Annotated in this window: 18 protein-coding genes; 9 read left to right on the forward strand and 9 right to left on the reverse strand. The window is 71.1% G+C overall.

Going from position 1 to position 22488, the window contains the following annotated elements; all coding sequences use genetic code 11:
- The first annotated feature begins 41 nt into the window (after positions 1-41).
- The 4 genes from ACZ3IJ_RS14515 to ACZ3IJ_RS14530 are packed head-to-tail and all read left to right on the forward strand — an operon-like array spanning position 42 to position 7942.
- A complete protein-coding gene (locus tag ACZ3IJ_RS14515) occupies positions 42-1550 on the forward strand; it encodes a cytochrome ubiquinol oxidase subunit I (RefSeq protein WP_467468061.1) in 1509 nt (502 codons plus the stop codon).
- A gap of 18 nt (positions 1551-1568) precedes the next feature.
- Entirely contained in the window at positions 1569-2576 is a 1008-nt protein-coding gene (gene cydB, locus ACZ3IJ_RS14520; protein ID WP_467468062.1) for a cytochrome d ubiquinol oxidase subunit II, read from the forward strand.
- A 15-nt stretch (positions 2577-2591) separates the two neighbouring features.
- Positions 2592-6209: a thiol reductant ABC exporter subunit CydD gene (gene cydD / locus ACZ3IJ_RS14525; protein WP_467468064.1), complete on the forward strand. Its 3618-nt coding sequence runs from the start codon at positions 2592-2594 to the stop codon at positions 6207-6209.
- 20 nt (positions 6210-6229) lie between these two features.
- The gene (locus ACZ3IJ_RS14530) at positions 6230-7942 is read left to right on the forward strand and encodes a sensor histidine kinase (protein WP_467468066.1); all 1713 of its coding nucleotides are present in this window, start codon (positions 6230-6232) and stop codon (positions 7940-7942) included.
- 182 nt (positions 7943-8124) lie between these two features.
- On the opposite strand, the gene ACZ3IJ_RS14535 is transcribed toward ACZ3IJ_RS14530, so the two are convergent.
- From ACZ3IJ_RS14535 to ACZ3IJ_RS14565, 7 genes are all read right to left on the reverse strand, one after another.
- On the reverse strand, positions 8125-8982 hold the full coding sequence (locus ACZ3IJ_RS14535; protein WP_467468067.1) for a Cof-type HAD-IIB family hydrolase: 858 nt from the start codon (positions 8980-8982) through the stop codon (positions 8125-8127).
- A gap of 177 nt (positions 8983-9159) precedes the next feature.
- Positions 9160-10062, reverse strand: coding sequence for an LLM class flavin-dependent oxidoreductase (locus ACZ3IJ_RS14540; RefSeq protein WP_467468069.1), 903 nt, complete (start codon positions 10060-10062; stop codon positions 9160-9162).
- Positions 10063-10120: 58 nt separating this feature from the next.
- Positions 10121-10573: a hypothetical protein gene (locus ACZ3IJ_RS14545; protein ID WP_467468071.1), complete on the reverse strand. Its 453-nt coding sequence runs from the start codon at positions 10571-10573 to the stop codon at positions 10121-10123.
- An 86-nt stretch (positions 10574-10659) separates the two neighbouring features.
- On the reverse strand, positions 10660-11202 hold the full coding sequence (locus tag ACZ3IJ_RS14550; protein WP_467468410.1) for an RNA 2'-phosphotransferase: 543 nt from the start codon (positions 11200-11202) through the stop codon (positions 10660-10662).
- Positions 11203-11354: 152 nt separating this feature from the next.
- Positions 11355-12314 carry a MerR family transcriptional regulator gene (locus ACZ3IJ_RS14555; RefSeq protein WP_467468073.1) on the reverse strand — a complete coding sequence of 320 codons (960 nt, stop codon included), beginning with the start codon at positions 12312-12314 and terminating at the stop codon, positions 11355-11357.
- A gap of 100 nt (positions 12315-12414) precedes the next feature.
- Positions 12415-14196 carry an SDR family oxidoreductase gene (locus ACZ3IJ_RS14560; RefSeq protein WP_467468075.1) on the reverse strand — a complete coding sequence of 594 codons (1782 nt, stop codon included), beginning with the start codon at positions 14194-14196 and terminating at the stop codon, positions 12415-12417.
- Positions 14193-15044, reverse strand: coding sequence for a M24 family metallopeptidase (locus tag ACZ3IJ_RS14565; RefSeq protein WP_467468077.1), 852 nt, complete (start codon positions 15042-15044; stop codon positions 14193-14195). The genes ACZ3IJ_RS14560 and ACZ3IJ_RS14565 overlap by 4 nt, the downstream gene beginning before the upstream one ends.
- Before the next feature lie 250 nt (positions 15045-15294).
- Between ACZ3IJ_RS14565 and ACZ3IJ_RS14570 the strand changes: the two genes are divergently transcribed.
- The 4 genes from ACZ3IJ_RS14570 to ACZ3IJ_RS14585 are packed head-to-tail and all read left to right on the forward strand — an operon-like array spanning position 15295 to position 18792.
- Positions 15295-16257, forward strand: a complete 963-nt coding sequence (locus ACZ3IJ_RS14570) for an ABC transporter ATP-binding protein (RefSeq protein WP_467468412.1) — start codon at positions 15295-15297, stop codon at positions 16255-16257.
- Complete coding sequence (locus tag ACZ3IJ_RS14575) at positions 16254-17150, forward strand: ABC transporter permease (RefSeq protein WP_467468079.1); 897 nt, start codon at positions 16254-16256, stop codon at positions 17148-17150. The genes ACZ3IJ_RS14570 and ACZ3IJ_RS14575 overlap by 4 nt, the downstream gene beginning before the upstream one ends.
- Positions 17147-18058 carry an ABC transporter ATP-binding protein gene (locus ACZ3IJ_RS14580; protein ID WP_352188592.1) on the forward strand — a complete coding sequence of 304 codons (912 nt, stop codon included), beginning with the start codon at positions 17147-17149 and terminating at the stop codon, positions 18056-18058. Before ACZ3IJ_RS14575 ends, ACZ3IJ_RS14580 begins: the two co-directional genes overlap by 4 nt.
- A 14-nt stretch (positions 18059-18072) precedes the next feature.
- Complete coding sequence (locus ACZ3IJ_RS14585) at positions 18073-18792, forward strand: ABC transporter permease subunit (protein WP_391800008.1); 720 nt, start codon at positions 18073-18075, stop codon at positions 18790-18792.
- 91 nt (positions 18793-18883) lie between these two features.
- Here ACZ3IJ_RS14585 and ACZ3IJ_RS14590 read toward each other — a convergent pair whose 3' ends face one another.
- Positions 18884-20260 carry a CynX/NimT family MFS transporter gene (locus ACZ3IJ_RS14590; RefSeq protein ID WP_467468082.1) on the reverse strand — a complete coding sequence of 459 codons (1377 nt, stop codon included), beginning with the start codon at positions 20258-20260 and terminating at the stop codon, positions 18884-18886.
- Positions 20257-20937, reverse strand: a complete 681-nt coding sequence (locus ACZ3IJ_RS14595) for a FadR/GntR family transcriptional regulator (protein WP_467468414.1) — start codon at positions 20935-20937, stop codon at positions 20257-20259. The genes ACZ3IJ_RS14590 and ACZ3IJ_RS14595 overlap by 4 nt, the downstream gene beginning before the upstream one ends.
- A 130-nt stretch (positions 20938-21067) precedes the next feature.
- Here ACZ3IJ_RS14595 and lpdA point away from each other — a divergent pair, with 130 nt between their 5' ends.
- On the forward strand, positions 21068-22471 hold the full coding sequence (gene lpdA, locus ACZ3IJ_RS14600; protein WP_467468084.1) for a dihydrolipoyl dehydrogenase: 1404 nt from the start codon (positions 21068-21070) through the stop codon (positions 22469-22471).
- Positions 22472-22488: the final 17 nt, after the last annotated feature.

Genomic DNA, 22488 nt, shown 5'->3' on the forward strand with positions numbered 1-22488 from the left:
AAACTGCCGATGTGATCACGGCAAGGTAAGGAGAAGACGACGTGGACCTAGCTCTGGCGCCAGAGACCTTGGCGCGATGGCAGTTCGGCATCACCACCGTCTACCACTTTCTCTTCGTCCCCCTGACGATCTCCCTCGCCGCCCTCACCGCCGGTCTCCAGACCGCGTGGGTGCGCACGGAGAACGAGAAGTACCTGAAGGCGACGAAGTTCTGGGGCAAGCTGTTCCTGATCAACATCGCCATGGGTGTCGTCACCGGCATCGTGCAGGAGTTCCAGTTCGGCATGAACTGGTCCGACTACTCGCGCTTCGTCGGCGATGTCTTCGGGGCGCCGCTGGCCTTCGAGGCGCTGATCGCCTTCTTCTTCGAGTCCACGTTCATCGGCCTGTGGATCTTCGGCTGGGACAAGCTGCCGAAGAAGATCCACCTGGCCTGCATGTGGATGGTGTCGATCGGCACGATTCTCTCGGCGTACTTCATCCTGGCGGCCAACTCCTGGATGCAGCACCCGGTCGGCTACCGGATCAACGAGGAGCGCGGCCGGGCCGAGCTCACCGACTTCTGGCTGGTGCTGACCCAGAACACCGCGCTCACGCAGTTCTTCCACACCATGACGGCCGCCTTCCTGGTGGGAGGCGCGTTCATGGTCGGGATCTCCGCCTTCCACCTGGCGCGCAAGAAGCACGTCCCGGTGATGCGGACCTCGCTGCGGCTCGGCCTGATCACCCTGATCATCGCCGGACTCGGCACCGCCATCAGCGGCGACCTGCTCGGCAAGGTCATGTTCAAGCAGCAGCCGATGAAGATGGCCGCCGCCGAGGCCCTCTGGGACGGCGAAGCGCCCGCGCCGTTCTCGATCTTCGCGTACGGCGATGTCGACAAGGGCCACAACAAGGTGGCCATAGAGATCCCGGGACTGCTGTCCTTCCTGGCCAACGACGACTTCAGCTCGTACGTCCCGGGCATCAACGACATCAACAAGGCCGAGCAGGAGAAGTTCGGACCCGGCGACTACCGGCCCAACATCCCCGTCGCGTACTGGGGCTTCCGCTGGATGATCGGCTTCGGTATGGCCTCGCTGGCCATCGGCATGGTGGGCCTCTGGCTGACCCGGAAGAAGTTCATGCTGGCGCCCGGGATGCGGACCGGTGAGGACGAGGTGCCGAATCTGGTCCTGTTCAAGCGGAAGGCGCTCAGCCCCCGCCTGGGCAGGTGGTACTGGATCATCGCGCTCTGGACCATGGCGTTCCCGCTGATCGCCAACTCATGGGGCTGGATCTTCACCGAGATGGGACGCCAGCCGTGGGTCGTCTACGGCGTGCTGCGCACCAGGGACGCGGTCTCCCCCGGCACCTCCCAGGGCGAGGTCCTCACCTCGATGATCGTCTTCACGCTGCTCTACGCGGTGCTCGCCGTGATCGAGGTCAAGCTGCTGGTGAAGTACGTCAAGGCCGGACCGCCGGAGCTCAGCGAGTCCGACCTCAACCCTCCCACCAAGATCGGCGGGGACGACCGCGACCCCGACCGGCCCATGGCCTTCTCGTACTGAGGCTCAGGAGATCGAGGCATGGAACTCCACAACGTCTGGTTCGTACTCATCGCCGTCCTCTGGATCGGCTACTTCTTCCTCGAGGGCTTCGACTTCGGGGTCGGCGTCCTGACCAAGCTGCTCGCCCGTGGCCGCACCGAGAAGCGGGTCCTGATCAACACCATCGGTCCCGTCTGGGACGGCAACGAGGTGTGGCTGCTCACGGCCGGCGGCGCGACCTTCGCGGCGTTCCCCGAGTGGTACGCGACGCTCTTCTCCGGCTTCTACCTGCCGCTGCTGATCATCCTGGTCTGTCTGATCATCCGTGGCGTCGCCTTCGAGTACCGCGCGAAGCGGCCAGAGGAGAACTGGCAGCGCAACTGGGAGGAGGCCATCTTCTGGACCTCCCTGATCCCCGCCGTGCTGTGGGGTGTCGCCTTCGGCAACATCGTGCGGGGCGTGAAGATCGACAGCGAGATGGAGTACGTCGGCACCTTCGGGGACCTGCTCAACCCGTACGCGCTCCTCGGCGGCCTGGTCACTCTCGCCCTCTTCACCTTCCACGGGACGGTCTTCGCCGCGCTCAAGACGGTGGGGGACATCCGGGCCCGTGCCCGGGCGCTCGCTCTGAAGCTGGGTCTCCTGACGGCTGTCCTCGCGCTGGGCTTCCTTGTCTGGACGCAGGCGGACAAGGGCGACGGCTGGAGCCTGGGCGCCATGCTCGTCGCCGTGGCGTCGCTGGTCGGCGCCATCGTGGCGATCAAGGTGGGGCGTGAAGGCTGGTCGTTCGCACTGTCGGGTGTCACGATCGCCGCGGCGGTGGCGATGCTCTTCTTCACCCTGTTCCCGAACGTCATGCCGTCTTCGCTCAACCCCGAGTGGAGTCTTACCGTGACGAATGCTTCGTCGAGCCCGTACACCCTGAAGATCATGACCTGGTGCGCCGCGATCGCCGCTCCGCTCGTGATGCTCTACCAGGGCTGGACCTACTGGGTGTTCCGCAAGCGCATCGGTACGCAGCACATCGCCGGCGACGCCGCTCACTAGGGGGAGATGTTTCACGTGAAACCGATCGATCCGCGTCTGCTCCGGTACGCCAGGGCCACCCGCTTCTTCCTCGGAGCGGTCGTGGTGCTCGGCCTGGCCGGGGCGGCGCTGGTCGTCGCCCAGGCGATGCTCATCGCCGACGTGGTCGTGGGCGCCTTCCAGAAGGGCCTCTCGGTTTCCGGCCTGACCGCGCCCCTGCTCCTGCTCGCCGGAGTCGCGGCGGGGCGGGGGCTGGTCTCCTGGCTGACCGAGCTGGCGGCCCACCGGGCGAGCGCCGCGGTCAAGTCCGAACTGCGGAGGCGGCTGCTCGACCGGGCGGCCGCACTCGGCCCGGGATGGCTCAGCGGCCAGAAGGCCGGCTCGCTGGCTGCTCTCGCCACCCGCGGAGTGGACGCGCTCGACGACTACTTCGCGCGCTATCTTCCGCAGCTGGGGCTCGCGGTGGTGGTGCCGGTGGCGGTCCTGGCCAGGATCGTCACAGAGGACTGGGTCTCGGCCGCGGTGATCGTCGTGACCCTGCCGCTGATCCCGCTCTTCATGATCCTCATCGGCTGGTACACCCAGGCCCGGATGGACCGTCAGTGGAAGCTGCTGTCCCGGCTCTCGGGCCACTTCCTCGACGTGGTGGCCGGGCTGCCGACGCTCAAGGTGTTCGGACGGGCCAAGGCCCAGGCCGATTCGATTCGCGCGATCACGTCGGAGTACCGGCGGGCGACGATGAAGACCCTGCGCATCGCCTTCCTCTCCTCCTTCGCCCTGGAGCTGCTGTCGACGCTCTCGGTGGCGCTGGTCGCGGTCGGGATCGGCATGCGGCTGGTCCACGGCGACCTCGACCTGTACACGGGTCTGGTCATCCTGATCCTGGCGCCCGAGGCCTATCTGCCGATCCGGCAGGTGGGGGCGCAGTACCACGCGGCGGCGGAGGGGCTGGCGGCCGCGGAGGAGATCTTCGAGGTCCTGGAGAGCCCGGCGCCGCAGAACGGCAGCGACGCGATGCCTACGTCGCCCCGGATCGAGCTGGCGGACGTGACCGTCCGGCACGCGGGCCGGTCCGAACCCTCGCTGGACGCGGCCTCGCTCGTCGTCGAGCCCGGAGAGACCGTCGCTCTCGTGGGGCCGAGCGGGGTCGGCAAGTCCACGCTGCTCGACGTGGTGCTGGGGTTCGCGACCCCGGACGAGAGCGGCTCGGTCCGCGTCGGGGGCGCCGAACTCGGCACGCTCGACATGGAGGAGTGGCGCTCGCGGATCGCCTGGGTGCCGCAGCGGCCCTATCTGTTCGCGGGGACGATCGCCGAGAACGTCCGTCTGGCGCGCCCCGACGCCTCCGAAGAGGCGGTACGGGAGGCCCTGCGCGACGCCGGCGCGGACGGGTTCGTCCGCGCCCTCCCGGCCGGCGCCGACACCGTGCTCGGCGAGGACGGCGCGGGTCTCTCGGCGGGCCAGCGCCAGAGACTCGCCCTGGCCCGCGCGTTCCTGGCGGACCGGCCCGTGCTGCTTCTGGACGAGCCCACGGCCGCGCTGGACGGCGCGACCGAGGCGGGCGTGGTCGAGACGGTCCGCCGCCTCGCCGCCGGCCGTACGGTCCTCCTCGTCGTCCACAGGCCGGCACTGCTCGCGGTCGCGGACCGCGTGGTGGAGCTCGCCCCGGCGACCGCCCCTGAGGAGCGGCCCGCCGGGCCCCTCGACCGCTCGTCCTGGGCCTCCGCCGTGCCCGCACCTGCCGCGACGGAACCGGCCGCACCTGCCGCGACGGAACCGGCCGCACCTGTCGAGGCAGCGGCAGCGGCGGCAGACATCCCCGGGACGGAAGAGGGACGATCGGCCTTCGGGCGCGTCCGCGCCATGGCCGGGGAGCTGCGGGGGCGGATGGGTCTCGCCCTGCTGCTCGCGAGCCTGGCGCTCGGATCCGCCGTAGGACTCATGGCGGTTTCCGGGTGGCTCATCTCCCGGGCCTCCGAACAGCCCCCGGTGCTCTATCTGATGGTCGCCGTCACGGCCACGCGGGCCTTCGGCATCGGCCGGGCCGTGTTCCGGTACGCCGAGCGGATCGTGTCCCACGACGCGGTGCTGCGGATGCTCGCCGAACTCCGGGTCGCCGTCTACCGGCGCCTGGAGCGCATCGCCCCCGCCGGGCTCCGCCGCACCCGTCGCGGCGACCTGCTCTCCCGGCTCGTCCAGGACGTCGACGCGCTCCAGGACTACTGGCTGCGCTGGCTGCTGCCCGCGGGCGCCGCGCTCGTCGTGGGGGCCGGTTCCGTGGGGTTCACGGCCTGGCTGCTCCCCGAGGCCGGTGCCGTGCTCGCCCTGGGGCTGCTCACCGCGGGTGTGGCCGTGCCGCTGCTGAGCGGGCTGCTGGCCCGCCGCGCCGAGCGGCAGCTCGCCCCCGCCCGCGGCGCCCTCACCGCCACCGTCGTCGATCTGCTGCGCGGCTGTGCCGAACTGACGGTGTCCGGGGCGCTGAGGGACCGTACCGAGCGGGCCGGAGCGGCCGACCGTACGCTCACCGCCATCGCCCGCCGGCAGGCGGCCGCCACCGCGCTCGGGGCCGGGCTCTCCGCGCTCGTCTGCGGTCTGACCGTCGCCGCGGCCGCGCTCGTCGGGGTCCAGGCCGTCCGGGACGGCCGCCTGGAGGGCGTGGCGCTGGCCGTCGTCGTCCTGACCCCGCTCGCCGCCTTCGAGGCCGTCACCGGCCTCCCGCTCGCCGTCCAGTACCGCCAGCGGATCAAGCGCAGCGCCGAGCGGGTGTACGAGGTCCTCGACGCCCCCGTACCCGTGCACGAGCCCGCGCGGCCCGCCACACCGCCGGGCAGCCCCTTCCCGCTGGAGGTCGTCGGCCTCTCGGCGCGGTACGCGGGCCAGGAGCGGGCGGCGCTCGGCGACTTCGCGCTCACTCTGGAGGCCGGGCGACGGGTCGCCGTCGTCGGCAGCTCCGGTTCCGGCAAGACCACACTCGCCCAGGTGCTGCTCCGGTTCCTGGACGCCGACACCGGCTCGTACCGGATCGGCGGGGTGGAGGCGGCCGAGCTCGACGGCGACGACGTCCGTCGTCTCGTCGGTCTCTGCGCCCAGGACGCCCACATCTTCGACAGCACCCTCCGCGAGAACCTGCGCCTGGCGCGGACCGGCGCGAGCGACGACGACCTGCGTGCGGCGCTGGACCGAGCCCGGCTCCTCGACTGGGTGGACGGGCTGCCCGACGGGCTCGACACCCTGGTCGGCGAGCACGGTTCGCGGCTTTCGGGGGGCCAGCGGCAGCGGCTCGCACTCGCCCGGGCCCTTCTCGCCGACTTCCCGGTCCTCGTCCTGGACGAGCCGGCGGAACATCTGGACCTCGCCACGGCGGACGCCCTCACCGACGATCTGCTGCTCGCCACCGAGGGACGCACCACCGTCCTCATCACCCACCGGCTGCACGGCCTCGACGCCGTCGACGAGGTCGTGGTCCTGGACGAGGGGCGGACGGTGCAGCGCGGGCCCTACGCGGAGCTGGCAGGGGCCGACGGCCCGCTGCGGCGGATGCTCGAGCAGGAGCGCGCGACCGATCTCCTGCTCACCCCGGGACAGGCTTCGGGCGGGACCCCGGGCGAGGCTTCCGGGCATACCGCAGGGCACCCGACTTTTCTTGGCAAATAGGACTTACTAGGCTCAAGGTCATGACCGCCGCCGTGCCTGATCTCCCGGACCCCCTGGAAGCCGCCACCCAGGCCACCCGCAGCCTCCAGGGCCTGTCCACGGAGCTCACCGCGCGTGTGCCCCAGCTCCTGGAGGCGATGCGCTCCGTCGGCACCGGGCTCGAACTGCACTCCACCCTCGACCGCATCTGTGAGACGGCGGCCGAACTCGCCGGCTCCCGCTACGCGGCCATCGGCGTCGTCGACGAGGAGGGCGAGGGCCTCTCCGACTTCGTCACCTACGGGGTCGACGACGAGGTCGCCCGCCGGATCGGACGCCGCCCCGACGGTCACGCCGGGCTGCTCGGCGCACTCATCCGCGACCCCCGGACCATCCGGCTCGCCGATCTGTCCGCCGACCCCCGCTCCGCCGGATTCCCGCCCGGCCACCCGCCGATGCGGAGCTTCCTCGGGGTCCCGATCCGGGTCCAGGGCGAGATCTTCGGCAACCTCTACCTCGCCGAGAAGAACGGCGGCGGCGAGTTCAACGACTACGACGTCCACATGGTCCGCGTCCTCGCCACGGAGGCGGGCATCGCCATCGGCAACGCCCGCCTCTACGAGGCCGCCCGCCAGCGCGAGCGCTGGATCGACGGTTCGGTGGCCGTCACCACCGCCCTGCTCTCGGGCGGCGACGCGGACGACGCGCTCTCGGTGGTCGCCGAACAGGCCCGCAGACTGGCGGACGCGGCCGCCGGGATCGTGCTCCTGCCCGCCGAGGAAGGCGGGCTCGAGATCGTCGCCGTCTCCTCGGAACCGGTGTCCCCCGCGCTGGGCACGGTGATCCCGCCCGAGAGCGCCGTGGTGGACCGGCTACTCGAAGGCGAAGCCGTCTTCGTCGACGACGCCTCGGCCGACCCGCGCATGGTCAGCCGCCTCGCCGCCCGGTACGGCCCCAGCATGCTGCTGCCCCTGCACAGCGGCGGCAGAGTGCTCGGCGCGCTCGCCACGCCACGCGCGCGTGGCGGCAGGCCGTTCACCGAGGCGGAGCGGACGCTCGCCACCCAGTTCGCCTCGCAGGCGGCGCTCGCGCTGATGATGGCCGAGGCGCAGCGCGATCGGGAGCGGCTGGCTGTCTACGAGGACCGCGACCGGATCGCGCGTGACCTGCACGACCTGGTCATCCAGCGGCTCTTCGCCACCGGGATGATGCTGGAGAGCGCCCAGCGGAGGTCGGTCGTGCCCGCGGTGCGCGACGGCGTCGGCAAGGCCGTCGACGAACTGGACGTGACCATCCAGGAGATCCGTACGGCGATCTTCGCGCTCCAGCAGGGGCCCGCCGAGGCGCCCTCCGGGCTGCGCACCCGCGTGCTGCGGGAGATCAACATGGCCGCCGTGCCCCTCGGCTTCAAACCAGCGCACCGCTTCCTCGGGGCGATCGACTCGGCGGTCGGCGAACTCACCGGCAAGAACCTCATCGCCGCGCTGCGCGAGGCGTTGTCCAACGCCTTCCGGCACGCGCGGGCGACCCGGATCGAGGTCGTGGTCGACGCGGGCGTCGAACTCCCGGACGGCGCCGCCGGGGTGCGGCTCTCGGTCGCGGACGACGGCGTCGGCATCCCGGAGGGCGGGCGGCGCAGCGGACTGCGCAACCTGGCCCGGCGCGCGGAGTCGCTGGGCGGTTCGAGCTGGTGCGACCCGGGCATCGGCGAGGACGGCGGCGGCACGACGGTGGTGTGGCAGGCCCCGTTGTAGGGCCGCCCGTCCGGGTAGGCCTACGGTCCACCTGGGCCTACGGTCCCCCTGGGCCGACCGTCCACCTGGGCCGACCGTCCCCGTGGGGCCTACCGTCCCTGTACGGCCGAGACCGTCCCCGTACGGCTGTCGGCCTGCCCGAGGCCCGCCCGCCGGCCCGGGCCGGATCCGCCACCCGGGCGTCAGTCGTCGATCGTGCCCGCGAGGACGCGCTCGATCACGACGGCCACACCGTCCTCGTTGTTGCCGACCGTGCGGCGGGATGCGGCGGCGATCACCTCCGGGTGCGCGTTGCCCATCGCGTACGAACGGCCTGCCCAGCTGAGCATCTCGATGTCGTTCGGCATGTCCCCGAAGGCCACGACCTCATCGGCGGAGATCCCGCGCTCGGCGCAGCACAGCGCCAGCGTGGACGCCTTGGAGACCCCGAGGCCGCTGATCTCCAGCAGCGCCGTCGGGCTGGACCGGGTGAAGGAGGCCAGCGCGCCGGCGGACGCGCGGGCCGTCGCGAGGAAGTCGTCGGGTTCGAGGTCCGGGTGCTGGGCCAGGAGCTTGAGCACCGGGGCGGCGGCTCCCGGCTCCTCCTCGAAGAGCAGCTTCTCGGCGGAGGCGACGGTGGCACCCGGGTCGAGGAAGAACGGCGGGTACTGCGGCTCGTAGTGGATCCCGGTGGTGAGCTCGACCGCGAACGAGGTGCCGGGCGCGGCGGCACGCAGCGTGGACACGACGTCGAGGGCGACGTCGCGTGCCAGCGGACGCACTTCCAGGAACGTTCCTCCGGAGTGGAGGTCGACGACGGCCGCGCCGTTGGCACAGATCGCCTGGCCGTGCCCGTGGACGTGGTCGCTGACGACGTCCATCCAGCGGGCCGGGCGGCCGGTGACGAAGAAGACCTCGATGCCGGCCCGCTCGGCGGCGGCGAGCGCGGCGATCGTGCGCTCCGACACGGACTTGTCGTCCCGCAACAGCGTGCCGTCGAGGTCGGTGGCGATCAGTCGGGGGGCCGGGGCTGCGCGGCGCGCGGAGTGGGGTGAGGTCACCGATCCATTCTTCCGTACTTGGTGCACGTGCGTGCGAGGGGGCGCACATCTGAGAGGGGCATTCAACGCCCCGACGTGCGCCCCCGCCACTGGTCCGCGCTTCTGGTACCCGCCCCTGCGCTCCTGGGACCGCCCCTGCGCTTCTGGTACCCGCCCCTGCGCCCCGACTCCTCGGCGTCAGGAGAGCTGAGCGGCGGCCTCGGTGGCGATCTGCTCGAAGACGCGCTGGTCGGCTGCGAAGTCCGAGTCGGGGATCGGCCAGTGGATCACGAGCTCGGTGAAGCCGAGCGCCTGGTGGCGGCCCGCGAAGTCGACGAACGCGTCCACGGACTCCAGGGGCCGGCCGCGGTCCGGCGTGAAGCCGGTGAGCAGGATCTTGTCCAGGTCGTCCACGTTCCGGCCGGTCTCCGCGCACGCCTTGCCGAGCTTCTCGACCTGGCCGCGGATCGCCTCGACGGACTGCTCCGGTGTGCCCTCCTCGTACAGCTTCGGGTCACCGGTCGTCACCCAGGCCTGGCCGTACCGGGCAGCGAGCTTCAGCCCGCGCGGGCCGGTCGCGGCGACCGCGAAGGGAAGCCTCGGGCGCTGGACGCAGCCAGGGATGTTGCGGGCCTCTTCCGCCGCGTAGTGCGTGCCCGGCTGGGTCACCGCGTCCTCGGAGAGCAGCCGGTCGAGCAGCGGCAGGAACTCGCCGAACCGGTCGGCCCGCTCCTTCGGAGTCCAGGCCTCCTGTCCGAGCACGGTGGCGTCGAAGCCGTTTCCGCCGGCTCCGATGCCCAGCGTGATCCGGCCGCCGGAGATGTCGTCGAGGGAGATGAGCTCCTTGGCGAGCGTCACCGGGTGGCGGAAGTTCGGCGAGGTGACCAGGGTGCCCAGACGGAGCCGCTCGGTGGCCGTGGCGGCGGCGGTGAGGGTGGGCAGGGCGCCGAACCAGGGGCCGTCGCGGAAGGTCCGCCAGGACAGGTGGTCGTAGGTGTAGCCGGCGTGGAAGCCCAGCTCCTCGGCGCGCTGCCAGCGCTCGCGGCCGCCGTCGTGCCAGCGGTGGACGGGAAGGATCACGGTGCTCAGGCGCAGGGTCATGCACACGAGCCTACGGCGGCCGGCGGGAAGCGCGCAGGGCGCGGGAGGCGGTCTCGCGTCAGCGGACCCGGCCGCTCAGCCAGGGGGTCAGCCTGTCGTCCAGGATGAGTTCCGTGTACGTCTCGTCACCGGGCAGCGGCACGATCAGACGCCAGCCGGGCGGGAAGAACCTGCCCTTCACGTGGGCGAGCCCGCCGTGGACCGAGCGCACGAAGGCGGGGACGTGGTCGCGGGGGACGTCCTCGAAGTCCACGCCGTCGACGGTGATCTTCGCGTTGTCCTCGGGGAAGAGGCGGACGGTGACCGCCGGGGAGCCGCCGAGCTCGACGAAGGCCTCGTGCGGGAGCGAGCCGTCCGGGTCGAGGACGGTGAAGACACCGGCGGAGGTGCGCCGGGAGGTCTGGTCGGCACCGATGTCGTCGGTGACGGTCATCTCCAGGCCGTACTCACGGGCGATCTCGCGGATCGCGGTGACGGCCGACTCGGTGGTGGGCAGATGAGGGTGCGCCATGGGAACGATCATGCCTCAGCGGGGGCCCGGTCCGGGTGTCCCGGCGGGCCTGGTCCGGGTTCACCGCGGGGCCCGGCCCGGACGCCTCAGCGGGGAAGGCGGAGGAACTCCGGGGGAACCGCGTCGGTCAGCCAGACGCCGTTGGCACTGACGTGGAACACATGGCCGGCCCGGTGCATCGCTCCCGCGTCGACGCCGAGGACGACCGGGCGGCCGCGGCGGGCGCCGACGCGGGTGGCGGTCTCCCGGTCGGGGGAGAGGTGGACGTGGTGCCGGGCCATGGGGCGCAGGCCCTCGGTCCGGATGGCGTCCAGCCGGGCGGCGACCGTACCGTGGTAGAGGTACGCGGGCGGCTCGGCGGGCGGCAGGTCGAGATCGACCTCGACGGTGTGGCCCTGGCTGGCGCGGATCCGCGTTCCCTCGATCGCGAAGCGCTTCTTGTCGTTGGAGTCGACGACGTGGTCCAACTCGGCGCGGGTGATCGGGAAGCCGTTGGCGGCGGTCGCGCGCAGGAGGTCGTCGATCTCGGTCCAGCCGTGCGCGTCGAGGGTCAGCCCGATCCGCTCGGGCTGGTGCCGCAGGTGTTTCGAGAGGTACTTCGACACCTTCACGGTACGTCTCTCGTCGATCGGTCTGTTCATGACGCAAGGATGCCGGAGCGCGGATCTGTCGACCAACGAATTCGCCGGGGATGTTTGATCCACAGCGAACTGTAGTTATCCACAGGGGAATTGGCGATTCTGTGGACAACGAGTCTTTCCTGTCAAGGCATTTGGGCTACTCAGCCACTTTCGGGGCGATTTGAGGCAAGGGTATCCAATGTCCTTGTCTGTACTTCACGTTCGGCGGCCGCCGCGATGAAGGCCGCCGCGTTCTCGGCGCCAACAAGACGCTGTACGGCTCGAATCGTGCCGGACGGGAGGGCCACCGGACGGGGCTCTTCGTCGCGCACCGGCGGGGGCTCGGGTGACAGGTGGTGCTGGAGGTGCCGCGTGGCGAACATGCGCATGGCCCGGGCGAGTTCGGCGTCCACCGTCTGCTGGGCGAGCGGTCGCAGCCGCCGTACCATCGCCGCCGCCTCGACCGCGTCGGAGTCCGTCGGCGGCCGGTGCTCCAGATAGCGCGCGAAGACGTGCTCGGTCGTGAACTCCAGGAAACGGGAGGCGATGTGCTCGACCTGGACGCGAAGTTCCCGCAGGTGCCCGGAGATCGCGGGGAGCGGGACGCCCGCCTCGTACAACTCGGCCGCGACCGCCAGCTCTTGGGGGCTCGGGACGAGGAACTCGTCCTCTCGGTCCGGGATCCGTTCCAGGACACCGAGGTCGATCGCCTCGCGGATCGCGTCCTCGTCGGGCTTGCCGCCGAAGGTGGCGTCCAGATCCGCACGGGAGATCCGGTCGGCCTCCTCGTCCGTCCACGGGCCGTCGACCTCGGCGACCAGGCCGAGTACGCCGCCGAGACCGCGCCCGGCGTCCCAGGCCTCCAGGAGCTCCTTGATCGAGGCCAGGGTGTAGCCCCGGTCCAGCAGGTCCGCGATCTGCCGCAGCCGGGCCAGATGTGTGTCCCCGTACACGTTGGACCTGCCCCGGCGCTCGGGCCGGGGCAGCAGGCCCCGGTCCTGGTAGGCACGGATCGTCCGGACCGTGGCGCCGCTGTGGTGGGCCAGATCCTCGATCCGGTACTCCACCGGGGAGGCGTGTGCCGAGGCGGCCCCGCCTCCCTGTGCTGTCTGCTCCGACAAACCCACTCCCACGCTCGATCCTGCTACCCGATCGCGGTCCTGCGCGGGGAGCTCTCCCGCGAGGGATGGTACGACCGCCGGCCGGCGCCCGCACCGGCCCTCATGCCGGCGGCTCCAGCCGGGCTATCGCGCGCAGCGCCTTCGGGGCGAAGCGGGACAGGAGGTGCGCGCCGCGTGCCTCGGGGGTCACGGGGACGACGGCCTGATCCCGGACGACGGCTCGCAGGATGGCTTCCGCCACCTTCTCCGGCGGGTAGTTGCGCAGGCCGTAGAGTCGGGAGGCCTTCTTCTGGCGGCGCCTCTCCTCCTCCTCGCCGGCACCGGCGAACCGGGCCGTCGCGGTGATGTTCGTGTTCACGATCCCGGGGCAGATCGCCGACACCCCGATGCCCCGGTCCGCCAGCTCGGCGCGCAGGCACTCGCTCAGCATGAGCACAGCCGCCTTCGACGTGCTGTACGCGGGCAGGGCGCGCGAGGGCTGGAAGGCCGCGGCGGAGGCGGTGTTGACGATGTGGCCGCCCTGGCCGCGCTCGGCCATCTGCCCGCCGAAGATCCGGCAGCCGTGGATGACGCCCCACAGGTTGACGTCGAGGACCTTCTTCCAGTCCTCGCTGGTCGTGGCGAAGAACGAGCCCGAGAGGCCTATCCCCGCGTTGTTCACGAGGACGTCGACGATTCCGTACTCGCTCGCGACCTTCGCCGCGAGCTTCTCCATGGCCTGTTCGTCACTGACGTCGACGGTCTCGCCCCAGGCTTCGGGGGCGCCGATGAGCCGGGCCATCTCCGCCGTGCGCGCCGCGCCCTCGCCATCCCGGTCGACGGCGACGACCCTCGCGCCGGCCTCGGCGAAGGCGAACGCGGTGGCCCGACCGATACCGCTGGCCGCGCCCGTGACCAGCACCAGCTGGCCGCCGAACCGCTCGGCGTACACGGGATCGGCGGTGCTCTTCGCGGCCGTGCTCGGCGCCTTGGTGGTCGGGTCCTCGTTCGCCCGGACGAACTCGGTTATCCAGGCGGCCAGTTGGTCCGGACGGGTGCGCGGGACCCAGTGCTTGGCCGGCAGGGAGCGCCGGGTCAGGTCCGGGACCCACGCGGCGAGGTCGTCGTAGAGCCGCTCGGACAGGAACGCGTCGCCGGTGGGCGTGATCAGCTGCACGGGCGCGTGGGCGTACGCGTCGGCGCGCGGCCGGCTCAGCCGGGAGCGGACGTTGTCCCGGTAGAGCCAGGCGCCGTGCGCGGCGTCCTCGGGCAGCGAGGGCGTCGGATAGTCGCCACTCGGGACCTTCTCGACCCGCTCCAGAAGCTTGGGCCACCGCTTGCCGAGCGGTCCGCGCCAGGCCAGCTCGGGCAGGGCGGGGGTGTGCAGCATGTACACGTACCACGACTTGGCGCCCTGGCCGAGGAGCTGGCCGACCCTGCGCGGGGTGGGGCGGGCCATGCGCTGCTTGATCCAGTGCCCGAAGTGGTCGAGGGACGGGCCGGACACGGAGGTGAAGGAGGCGATGCGGCCTTCGGTGCGCGGGACGGTCACGAACTCCCAGGACTGGACCGAGCCCCAGTCGTGTCCGACCAGGTGCACGGGCCGGTCCGGGCTCACCGCGTCCACCACGGCCAGGAAGTCGTCCGTCAGCTTCTCCAGCGTGAAACCGCCGCGCAGCGGAGCGGGCGCCGTGGACCGTCCGTGACCCCGGACGTCGTACAGCACGACGTGGAACCGCTCGGCGAGCCGGTGGGCCACCTCCGACCAGACCTCCTTGGAGTCGGGGTAGCCGTGCACGAGCAGGACGGTCGGCCGGGCGGAGTCGCCCAGCTCGGCGACGCACAGCTCGATCCCGCCCGTACGGACCCAGCGCTCCCGCGCCCCGTTCAGTGCCGCCGTCATGCCGCCGCCCCCTCTTCGTTCCAGCGCCGCACGTGCGGCAGGTCGTCGTCCAGCCAGAAAGCGCTCTGCTCGGGATCCTTCGAGTCGGTGACGACGAGGATCTCCTCGAACTTCGCTCCCGTACCCCGGAATCCGAGGTGCGGCTCGACCGCCCAGAGCCCTGCCCGGGGCGGGTGGTCGGAGAACGTGTACGGCGACCAGAGCGGCGACCAGCCGTCTCGGTGGCCGTGGATCGCGTCGCTCGCGAGGCCCTTCAGCGACTGGGTGCCGAAGCCGAAGAGGGTGGGGGACCAGCGGCGCTCCCTGACCCGGTCGATCTTGTGGGCGATCACTCCGAAGGGATACGCGCGGTGCCGATTGGCGTATCCCTGGCGGACCATGAGCCGGTCCACGTCCTCGTAGATCTCCCGCAGCGACCGGCGCTCGCGCACCTCGGCCAGGATCAGATCGCGGTGGGCCCGGAGGTCGGCGAGGAGCTTGTCGTGGACCGGGTTCAGGCCCAGACAGCCGGAGTAGCCGATGTCCGAGGTGTAGCCCTTGTACACGGGGGCCATGTCGAGGATGAACGGCATACCCGCTTCGAGCCGCCGCTTCGTGGGGAAGAACTGCAGCGGGATCTTGAAGTCGACGAAGGCCGTGCGATCGCCGAACCAGGCGAACGGCCGGTGGAACCAGTCCCTGACCCCCCGCTCGTACAGCCAGTCGCGCTGCATCCTCGCGGCCTCGCGCTCGGTCACGCCCGGCCTGAGCTGCCCCGCGACGGCCTCCGCGCACTCGTACGAGAGACGCTGCACTTCCCGGAACCCGCGCAGCTCCGCGGTCAGTTCGCTTGTCACTGCTGAGGCCATGCCACCCGTCCGTCCCATGAACATCCGTGTGTGCGCTACGTGCTCGTAACTTGACACTGATGAATGTGACAATGCCCGGCGGCTACGTCAAGAGGTGTGCAGGACGCCTGTGGAAAACTCGGCGGGGGCGCTCGCGGAAAGACTTTGGTCTCGACTTCCCCTAAGGATCTGTACGCCTGGAGTCGTACAAGGATCGAGCCGTTGGGCTGACGACTCCTGTGGTGCGCGCCACTACCGTCGAACCGTGACTGTGATCGCCACCGAAAGCCTCAGCAAGCGGTTCCCCCGGGTGACCGCTCTCGACCGGCTCTCCCTGGACATCGGGCCCGGTGTGACCGGACTGGTGGGTGCCAACGGAGCCGGCAAGTCCACGATGATCAAAATCCTCCTGGGCCTGTCCCCCGCCACGGAGGGCAGCGCCCACGTGCTCGGTCTGGACGTCGCCACCTCCGGCGCGCAGATCCGTGAACGGGTGGGGTACATGCCCGAACACGACTGCCTCCCGCCGGACGTCTCGGCGACCGAGTTCGTCGTCCACATGGCGCGGATGTCGGGCCTGCCCGCCACCGCCGCCCGCGAGCGGACGGCCGACACCCTGCGCCACGTCGGTCTGTACGAGGAGCGGTACCGCCCCATCGGCGGCTACTCGACCGGTATGAAGCAGCGGGTGAAGCTGGCCCAGGCGCTGGTCCACGACCCGCAGCTGGTCCTCCTCGACGAGCCGACCAACGGCCTCGACCCGGTCGGCCGCGACGAGATGCTCGGCCTGATCCGCCGGATCTGGACCGACTTCGGCATCTCCGTGCTCGTCACCTCCCACCTCCTCGGCGAGCTGGAGCGGACCTGCGACCATGTCGTCGTCATCGACGGCGGCCGGCTGCTGCGCTCCAGCTCCACCAGCGACTTCACCCAGATCACCACGACCCTCGCGGTCGAGGTCACCGACTCCGACTCCCACCCCGACGGCTCCCAGGCGCTGCGCACCGCGCTCGCCGCCGCGGGCGTCACCCTCCACGAGGGGGTCGAGGACGGGCTGCCCGGCGCAGGCCACATCCTCCTGGTGGAGGCCGTGGGCGAGGAGACGTACGACCTCGTCCGCGACACCGTCGCCGACCTCGGCCTCGGTCTCGTACGGATGGAGCAGCGGCGGCACCACATCGCCGAGGTCTTCCGCCCCGACGCCCAGCAGCAGGAGGAGGTGCCGGCGCGATGAGCTCCCAGGCCCCCGAGACCACGCAGATCCACAACATCGGCTACCGCGACTACGACGGGCCGCGCCTCGGCCGCGCCTACGCGCGCCGCGCGCTCTTCTCCCAGTCGCTGCGCGGAGCGTACGGACTGGGCCGCAGCGCGAAGTCCAAGGTGCTGCCGATGCTGCTGTTCGCGGTGATGTGCGTGCCCGCGCTGATCATCGTCGCCGTCGCGGTCGTCACCAAGTCGTCGAAGCTGCCGATCGAGTACACCCAGTACGCGATCTTCCTCCAGATGGTGATCGCCATCTTCCTGGCCTCGCAGGCACCACAGTCGGTCTCCCGCGACCTGCGGTTCCGCACGATGCCGCTCTACTTCGCCCGTCCCATCGAGCGCGTGGACTACGTGGTCGCCAAGTACGGCGCGATGGCCTCCGCGATGTTCATCCTCACCGTCTCCCCGCTGCTGATCCTCTGGATCGGCTCGCTGCTCGCCAAGATGGACTTCGCCGAGCAGACGCAGATGCTGGGCCAGGGCCTCGTCTCCGTGACGCTGCTCTCGCTGCTCTTCGGCGGCATCGGCCTCGTCATGGCCGCACTCACCCCGCGCCGCGGCTTCGGCGTCGCCGCCGTCATCGCCGTCCTGGTGATCTCCTACGGAGCGGTCTCCACCCTCCAGGGCATCGCCTACGGCACGGACAACGTCGGCGCCGTCAAGTGGATCGGCCTGTTCTCGCCGATCACCCTCATCGGCGGAGTGCAGGACGCCTTCCTCGGCGCGCCCACCGCCGCCCCCGGCGGGGAGGCCGCCGCGCCCGGCACCGCGGTCGGCGTGATCTATCTGCTGGTCGTCCTCGCGCTGATCGCCGGCTCGTACGGAGTCCTGATGCGCCGCTACCGAAAGGTCGGGCTGTGACAACGCTCAACATCGACCACACCTCGCGGTGGTTCGGCAACGTCGTGGCCGTGAACGACGTCACGATGACGATCGGCCCGGGCGTCACCGGCCTCCTCGGCCCCAACGGCGCCGGGAAGTCCACCCTCATCAACATGATGGGCGGCTTCCTCGCCCCCTCCACGGGCACGGTCACCCTCGACGGCGCGGCGATCTGGCGCAACGAGTCCGTCTACCGGCAGATCGGCGTCGTGCCCGAGCGGGAGGCGATGTACGACTTCCTCACCGGGCGTGAGTTCGTCGTCGCCAACGCCGAGTTGCAGGGCCTTGGCGACAAGGAGGCCCAGGCCGCGCTCGCCACGGTCGAGATGGAGTACGCGCAGGACCGCAAGATCGCGACGTACAGCAAGGGCATGCGCCAGCGCGTGAAGATGGCCTCCGCCCTCGTCCACGACCCGTCGGTGCTCCTGCTGGACGAGCCGTTCAACGGCATGGACCCGCGTCAGCGGATGCAGCTGATGGACCTGCTGCGCCGCATGGGCTCCGCGGGGCGCACGGTGCTCTTCTCCTCGCACATCCTGGAGGAGGTCGAGCAGCTCGCCTCGCACATCGAGGTGATCGTGGCCGGGCGGCACGCCGCCTCCGGCGACTTCCGCAAGATCCGCCGCCTGATGACGGACCGGCCGCACCGCTATCTCGTACGGTCCAGCGACGACCGGGCGCTCGCGGCCGCGCTGATCGCCGACCCGTCCACCTCCGGAATCGAGGTCGACCTCGCGGAAGGCGCCCTGCGCATCCAGGCGGTGGACTTCGGCCGCTTCACGGAGCTGCTGCCCCGGGTCGCCCGGGCGCAGGGGATCCGGCTGCTGACGGTCTCGCCCTCGGACGAGTCCCTCGAATCGGTCTTCTCGTACCTCGTAGCGGCCTGAAAGGAGCCTGACCGATGTACAACCCCACAGTCGCCCGGCTCACCTACCGGGCCCTCCTCGGCCGCCGGCGGGCGCTGATCCTCTTCCTGCTGCCCGCGCTCCTGCTGGCGATCGCCGCGGCGGTACGGGTGTTCAACGGCGCCGACGACCAGGTCGCGGCCGACGTCCTCGGCGGCTTCGCGCTCGCCACGATGGTGCCGCTGATCGGTGTCATCGCCGGAACGGGCGCGATCGGCCCGGAGATCGACGACGGCTCGATCGTCTATCTGCTGTCCAAGCCGGTGAAGCGGCCGTCGATCATCTTCACCAAGCTGATCGTCGCGATCGCCGTGACGATGGTCTTCTCGGCGGTGCCGACCTTCGTCGCCGGCATGATCCTCAACGGCAACGGCCAGCAGGTGGCGGTGGCGTACACCGTCGCGGCGCTGGTCGCCTCCATCGCGTACAGCGCGCTCTTTCTGCTGCTGGGCACGGTCAGCCGCCATGCGGTCGTCATCGGGCTGGTCTACGCGCTGGTCTGGGAGGCCCTGTTCGGCTCGCTGATCTCCGGAGCGAAGACGCTGAGCGTGCAGCAGTGGTCGCTCGCGGTCGCCCAGAAGGTCAGCGGCGAGGGTCTGATCACCTCGGACGTCGGTCTGGCGACGGCGGTTTCGCTGCTGATCGGCGTGACGGTCCTGGCGACCTGGTACGCGGGCCAGAAGCTGCGGACGCTGAAGCTGGCGGGCGAGGAGTAGGACGAGCGGAGCAGGAGCAAGCGGCGCACCGGAGCCCCTGAGGGGCCCCGGTGCGCCGTTTAGCGGGGACCCGTTCGCGGCCTTCGGTGGGTCAGACCTTGCGGTCCCCGGCCGCGAGGAGGCCCACCACCAGGGCGGTCGCGCAGACTCCCAGGACCAGGACGATCGGCACCGTCCACGAGCCGGTCGCCTGGTGCACCGCGCCGGCGACCAGCGGCCCGGCCGCCGCCAGCAGATAGCCGACGGTCTGAGCCATCCCCGAGAGCCGGGACGCGGTCACCGCGTCGCCGGTCCGCAGCACGATCAGGGTGAGGGCGAGTCCGACGCCTCCGCCCTGTCCGACGCCGAGGAGCGCGGACCACAGCCAGGCGCCCTGCACGGGCGCGACCAGCAGCCCCGCGTAACCCGCCGCGACCAGCGTCGTGACCAGGACGACCAGCGGGCGCTGACTCCGCATCCGGCCCGCGAGCAGCGGCACCGCGAAGGCCCCCGCCACCTGGGTCAGGGTGTTGAAGGCGAACATGACACCGGCCGTGGACCGGCTCATGCCGTGGTCCGTGAAGATCGTCGGCATCCAGGCGATCAGGACGTACGTCCACAGGGACTGCAGGCCCATGAAGAGGGTCACCTGCCAGGCGAGCGCCGAGCGCCAGACGCTCCGCGCGGGCGCCGCCGCCACCCCGGATCGGGCCCCAGGCCCGCCGTACGGCCGACCGCCCTGTCCGCCCTGTCCCGCCTGTCCGCCCTGTCCCGCCCGTCCCGCCCGTCCCGTACGGCCTTTGGCGAGCAGCGCCTGCGGCAGCCAGGCCACCGCGGCGAGCGCCGCCAGCAGCGACCAGAAGGCGAGCGAGGCCTCCCAGCTTCCGCCGAAGGCATCCTCCAGCGGCACCGAGGCCGCCGCGACCACCGTCGCGCCCGCGATCATCGCGCCCGTGTAGAGCGAGGTCATCGGCGCGGCACGGTCGGGGAAGTCACGCTTGATGAGGCCCGGCATCAACACGTTGAGCAGGGCGATGGCCGTACCGACCAGGACACCGCCGCCGTACAGCGCGTACACCGACGGCAGGACGCGCACCAGGATGCCGGCGCCGAGCAGCACGAGCGCCGCGAGCAGGACCGGTTCGACACCGAAGCGCCGCCCCAGCCACGGCGCGACCAGCGCGCCCGCCCCCAGGAAGAGGACGGGCACGGAGGTCACCAGCGAACTGGCCGTGGACGACAGGCCGTACTGCCCCGCGATCTCCCCCACCAGGGGAGCCACACTCGCCAGCGCGGCCCGCATGTTGAGCGAGGCGAGCACGATCGCGGTCATGAGCAGCAGCGGGTGGGCGAGCCGTGCGCGGCGCCCCGCGGTCGCCGGGGCGGCGGTGGCCAGGGCCTCGGTGACCTCGGTCGCCCTGGGGACCACGGTCGTCCCGGTGTCCCCGCTCGGCGCGCCGAGGACCGGGTGTTCGGACTCCGGCCTCACCGCGACTCCTCCGTCAGAGCGGTCACCGTCTCCATCGGGACGCGCAGCAGCTCGCGGGCCTGTGCCTCCGCCGCGTCCGCGTCCCCCGACTCGATCGCCGCGATCAGCGCCTCGTGCGCGTCGATGTCGACGGGCGGCATCTCCCGGTCGCCGAGTGCCTCGACGAGCACCTCGTGCACCTGGGTGGAGAAGAAGCGGTACACCTCGCCGAAAGCCGTGTTGTGCGTGGCCGCGACGACGGCCAGGTGGAAGGCCAGGTCCGCGTCCGCGTCGCGGTCGCCCTCCTCGCGGAGGGTCGTGAGGGCGGCCCGCAGCCGCAGCAGGTCGTGGGTGTCCCGCCGTACCGCCGCGAGGCGCGCCGCCTCCGCCTCCAGCGCGACCCGCAGCTCCAGGACGTCCCGCGCGCCGGCATGGCGCACCCCGCGCAGGACGGCCGCGGGGTCGGCGGTCGAGCGGACGAACGTGCCGTAGCCCTGGCGCGAGGCGAGGAGGCCCGCGTGGACCAGGACCCGGACCGCCTCACGGACGGTGTTCCGGCCGACGCCGAGCTGTCCGGCGAGCTCGTGCTCGGTGGGGATGCGGTCGCCGACCTCCCACTCGCCCTGCGCGAGCTGCTCCCGCAGCTGCTCGACCACCGAATCCACCAGCGAGGTACGCCCCGCCGCCTTGAGCGCCATCATCACTCCACCTCGATCGGCCCGGTTGCCCAGTCATCCTACAACTGGCTCTCGGGGCCCTCCGGGAAGCGCCGGACTACTGTGGCTCCGTACGGGACACGAACACCCTCACCACCCTCGGGAGTCAGTCATGTCAGACCGCTTCGACGTCGTCGTACTCGGAGCTGGCCCCGGCGGCTACGTCGCCGCCATCCGCGCCGCCCAGCTGGGCAAGCGGGTCGCGGTCGTCGAAGAGAAGTACTGGGGCGGTGTCTGCCTGAACGTCGGCTGCATCCCCACCAAGGCGCTGCTGCGCAACGCCGAACTCGCCCACATCTTCAACCACGAGGCCAAGACCTTCGGCATCAAGGTCGACGGCACGGTCTCCTTCGACTACGGCGAGGCGTTCAGCCGCAGCCGGACGGTGGCGGACGGCCGGGTCAAGGGCGTCCACTTCCTCATGAAGAAGAACGGCATCACGGAGCTCGACGGCCGCGGCACGTTCGTCGACGCGAACACGATGCAGGTCGCCAAGTCCGACGGCACCACGCAGACGATCACCTTCGACAACTGCATCATCGCCACCGGCGCCACCCCGCGCCTGCTGCCGGGCACCGCCCGCAGCGAGCGCGTCGTGACGTACGAGGAGCAGATCCTCGCCGAGGACGTGCCGCAGTCGATCATCATCGCCGGCGCCGGCGCGATCGGCGTCGAGTTCGCCTACGTCCTGCACAACTACGGCGTGAAGGTCACCATCGTCGAGTTCCTCGACCGGATCGCGCCGCTGGAGGACGCGGACGTCTCCAAGGAGCTGGCCAAGCAGTACCGCAAGCTCGGCATCGACGTCCTCACCTCCACCCGCGTCGAGGCGATCGACGAGTCCGGCCCGCAGGTCCGCGTCACCGTCACCGGCAAGGACGGCGCGCAGAAGGTCCTGGAGGCCGACAAGGTCCTGCAGGCCATCGGCTTCGCCCCGAACATCTCCGGCTTCGGCCTGGAGTCCACCGGCGTGGCACTCACCGAGCGCGGCGCCATCGAGGTCGACGGCCGCTGCCGCACCAACGTGCCGCACATCTACGCCATCGGCGACGTGACCGCGAAGCTGATGCTCGCGCACACCGCCGAGTCCATGGGTGTCGTCGCCGCCGAGACCATCGGGGACGCCGAGACGATGGAGCTCGACTACCCGATGATCCCGCGCGCCACCTACTGCCAGCCGCAGATCGCCAGCTTCGGCTGGACCGAGGCGCAGGCGCGGGAGAAGGGGTACGACGTCAAGGTCGCGAAGTTCCCGTTCACCGCGAACGGCAAGGCGCACGGCCTCGGCGACTCCACCGGCTTCGTGAAGATCATCGCCGACGCGCAGTACGGCGAGATCATCGGCGCCCACCTGATCGGTCCCGACGTCACCGAGCTGCTGCCCGAGCTGACGCTGGCCCAGCAGTGGGACCTGACGGTCCACGAGGTCGCGCGGAACGTCCACGCGCACCCGACGCTGGGCGAGGCCGTGAAGGAAGCGATCCACGGTCTTGCCGGACACATGATCAATTTCTGAGAACTCTCCCGGCGCAG

Source organism: Streptomyces sp. NPDC013317, assembly GCF_055563155.1.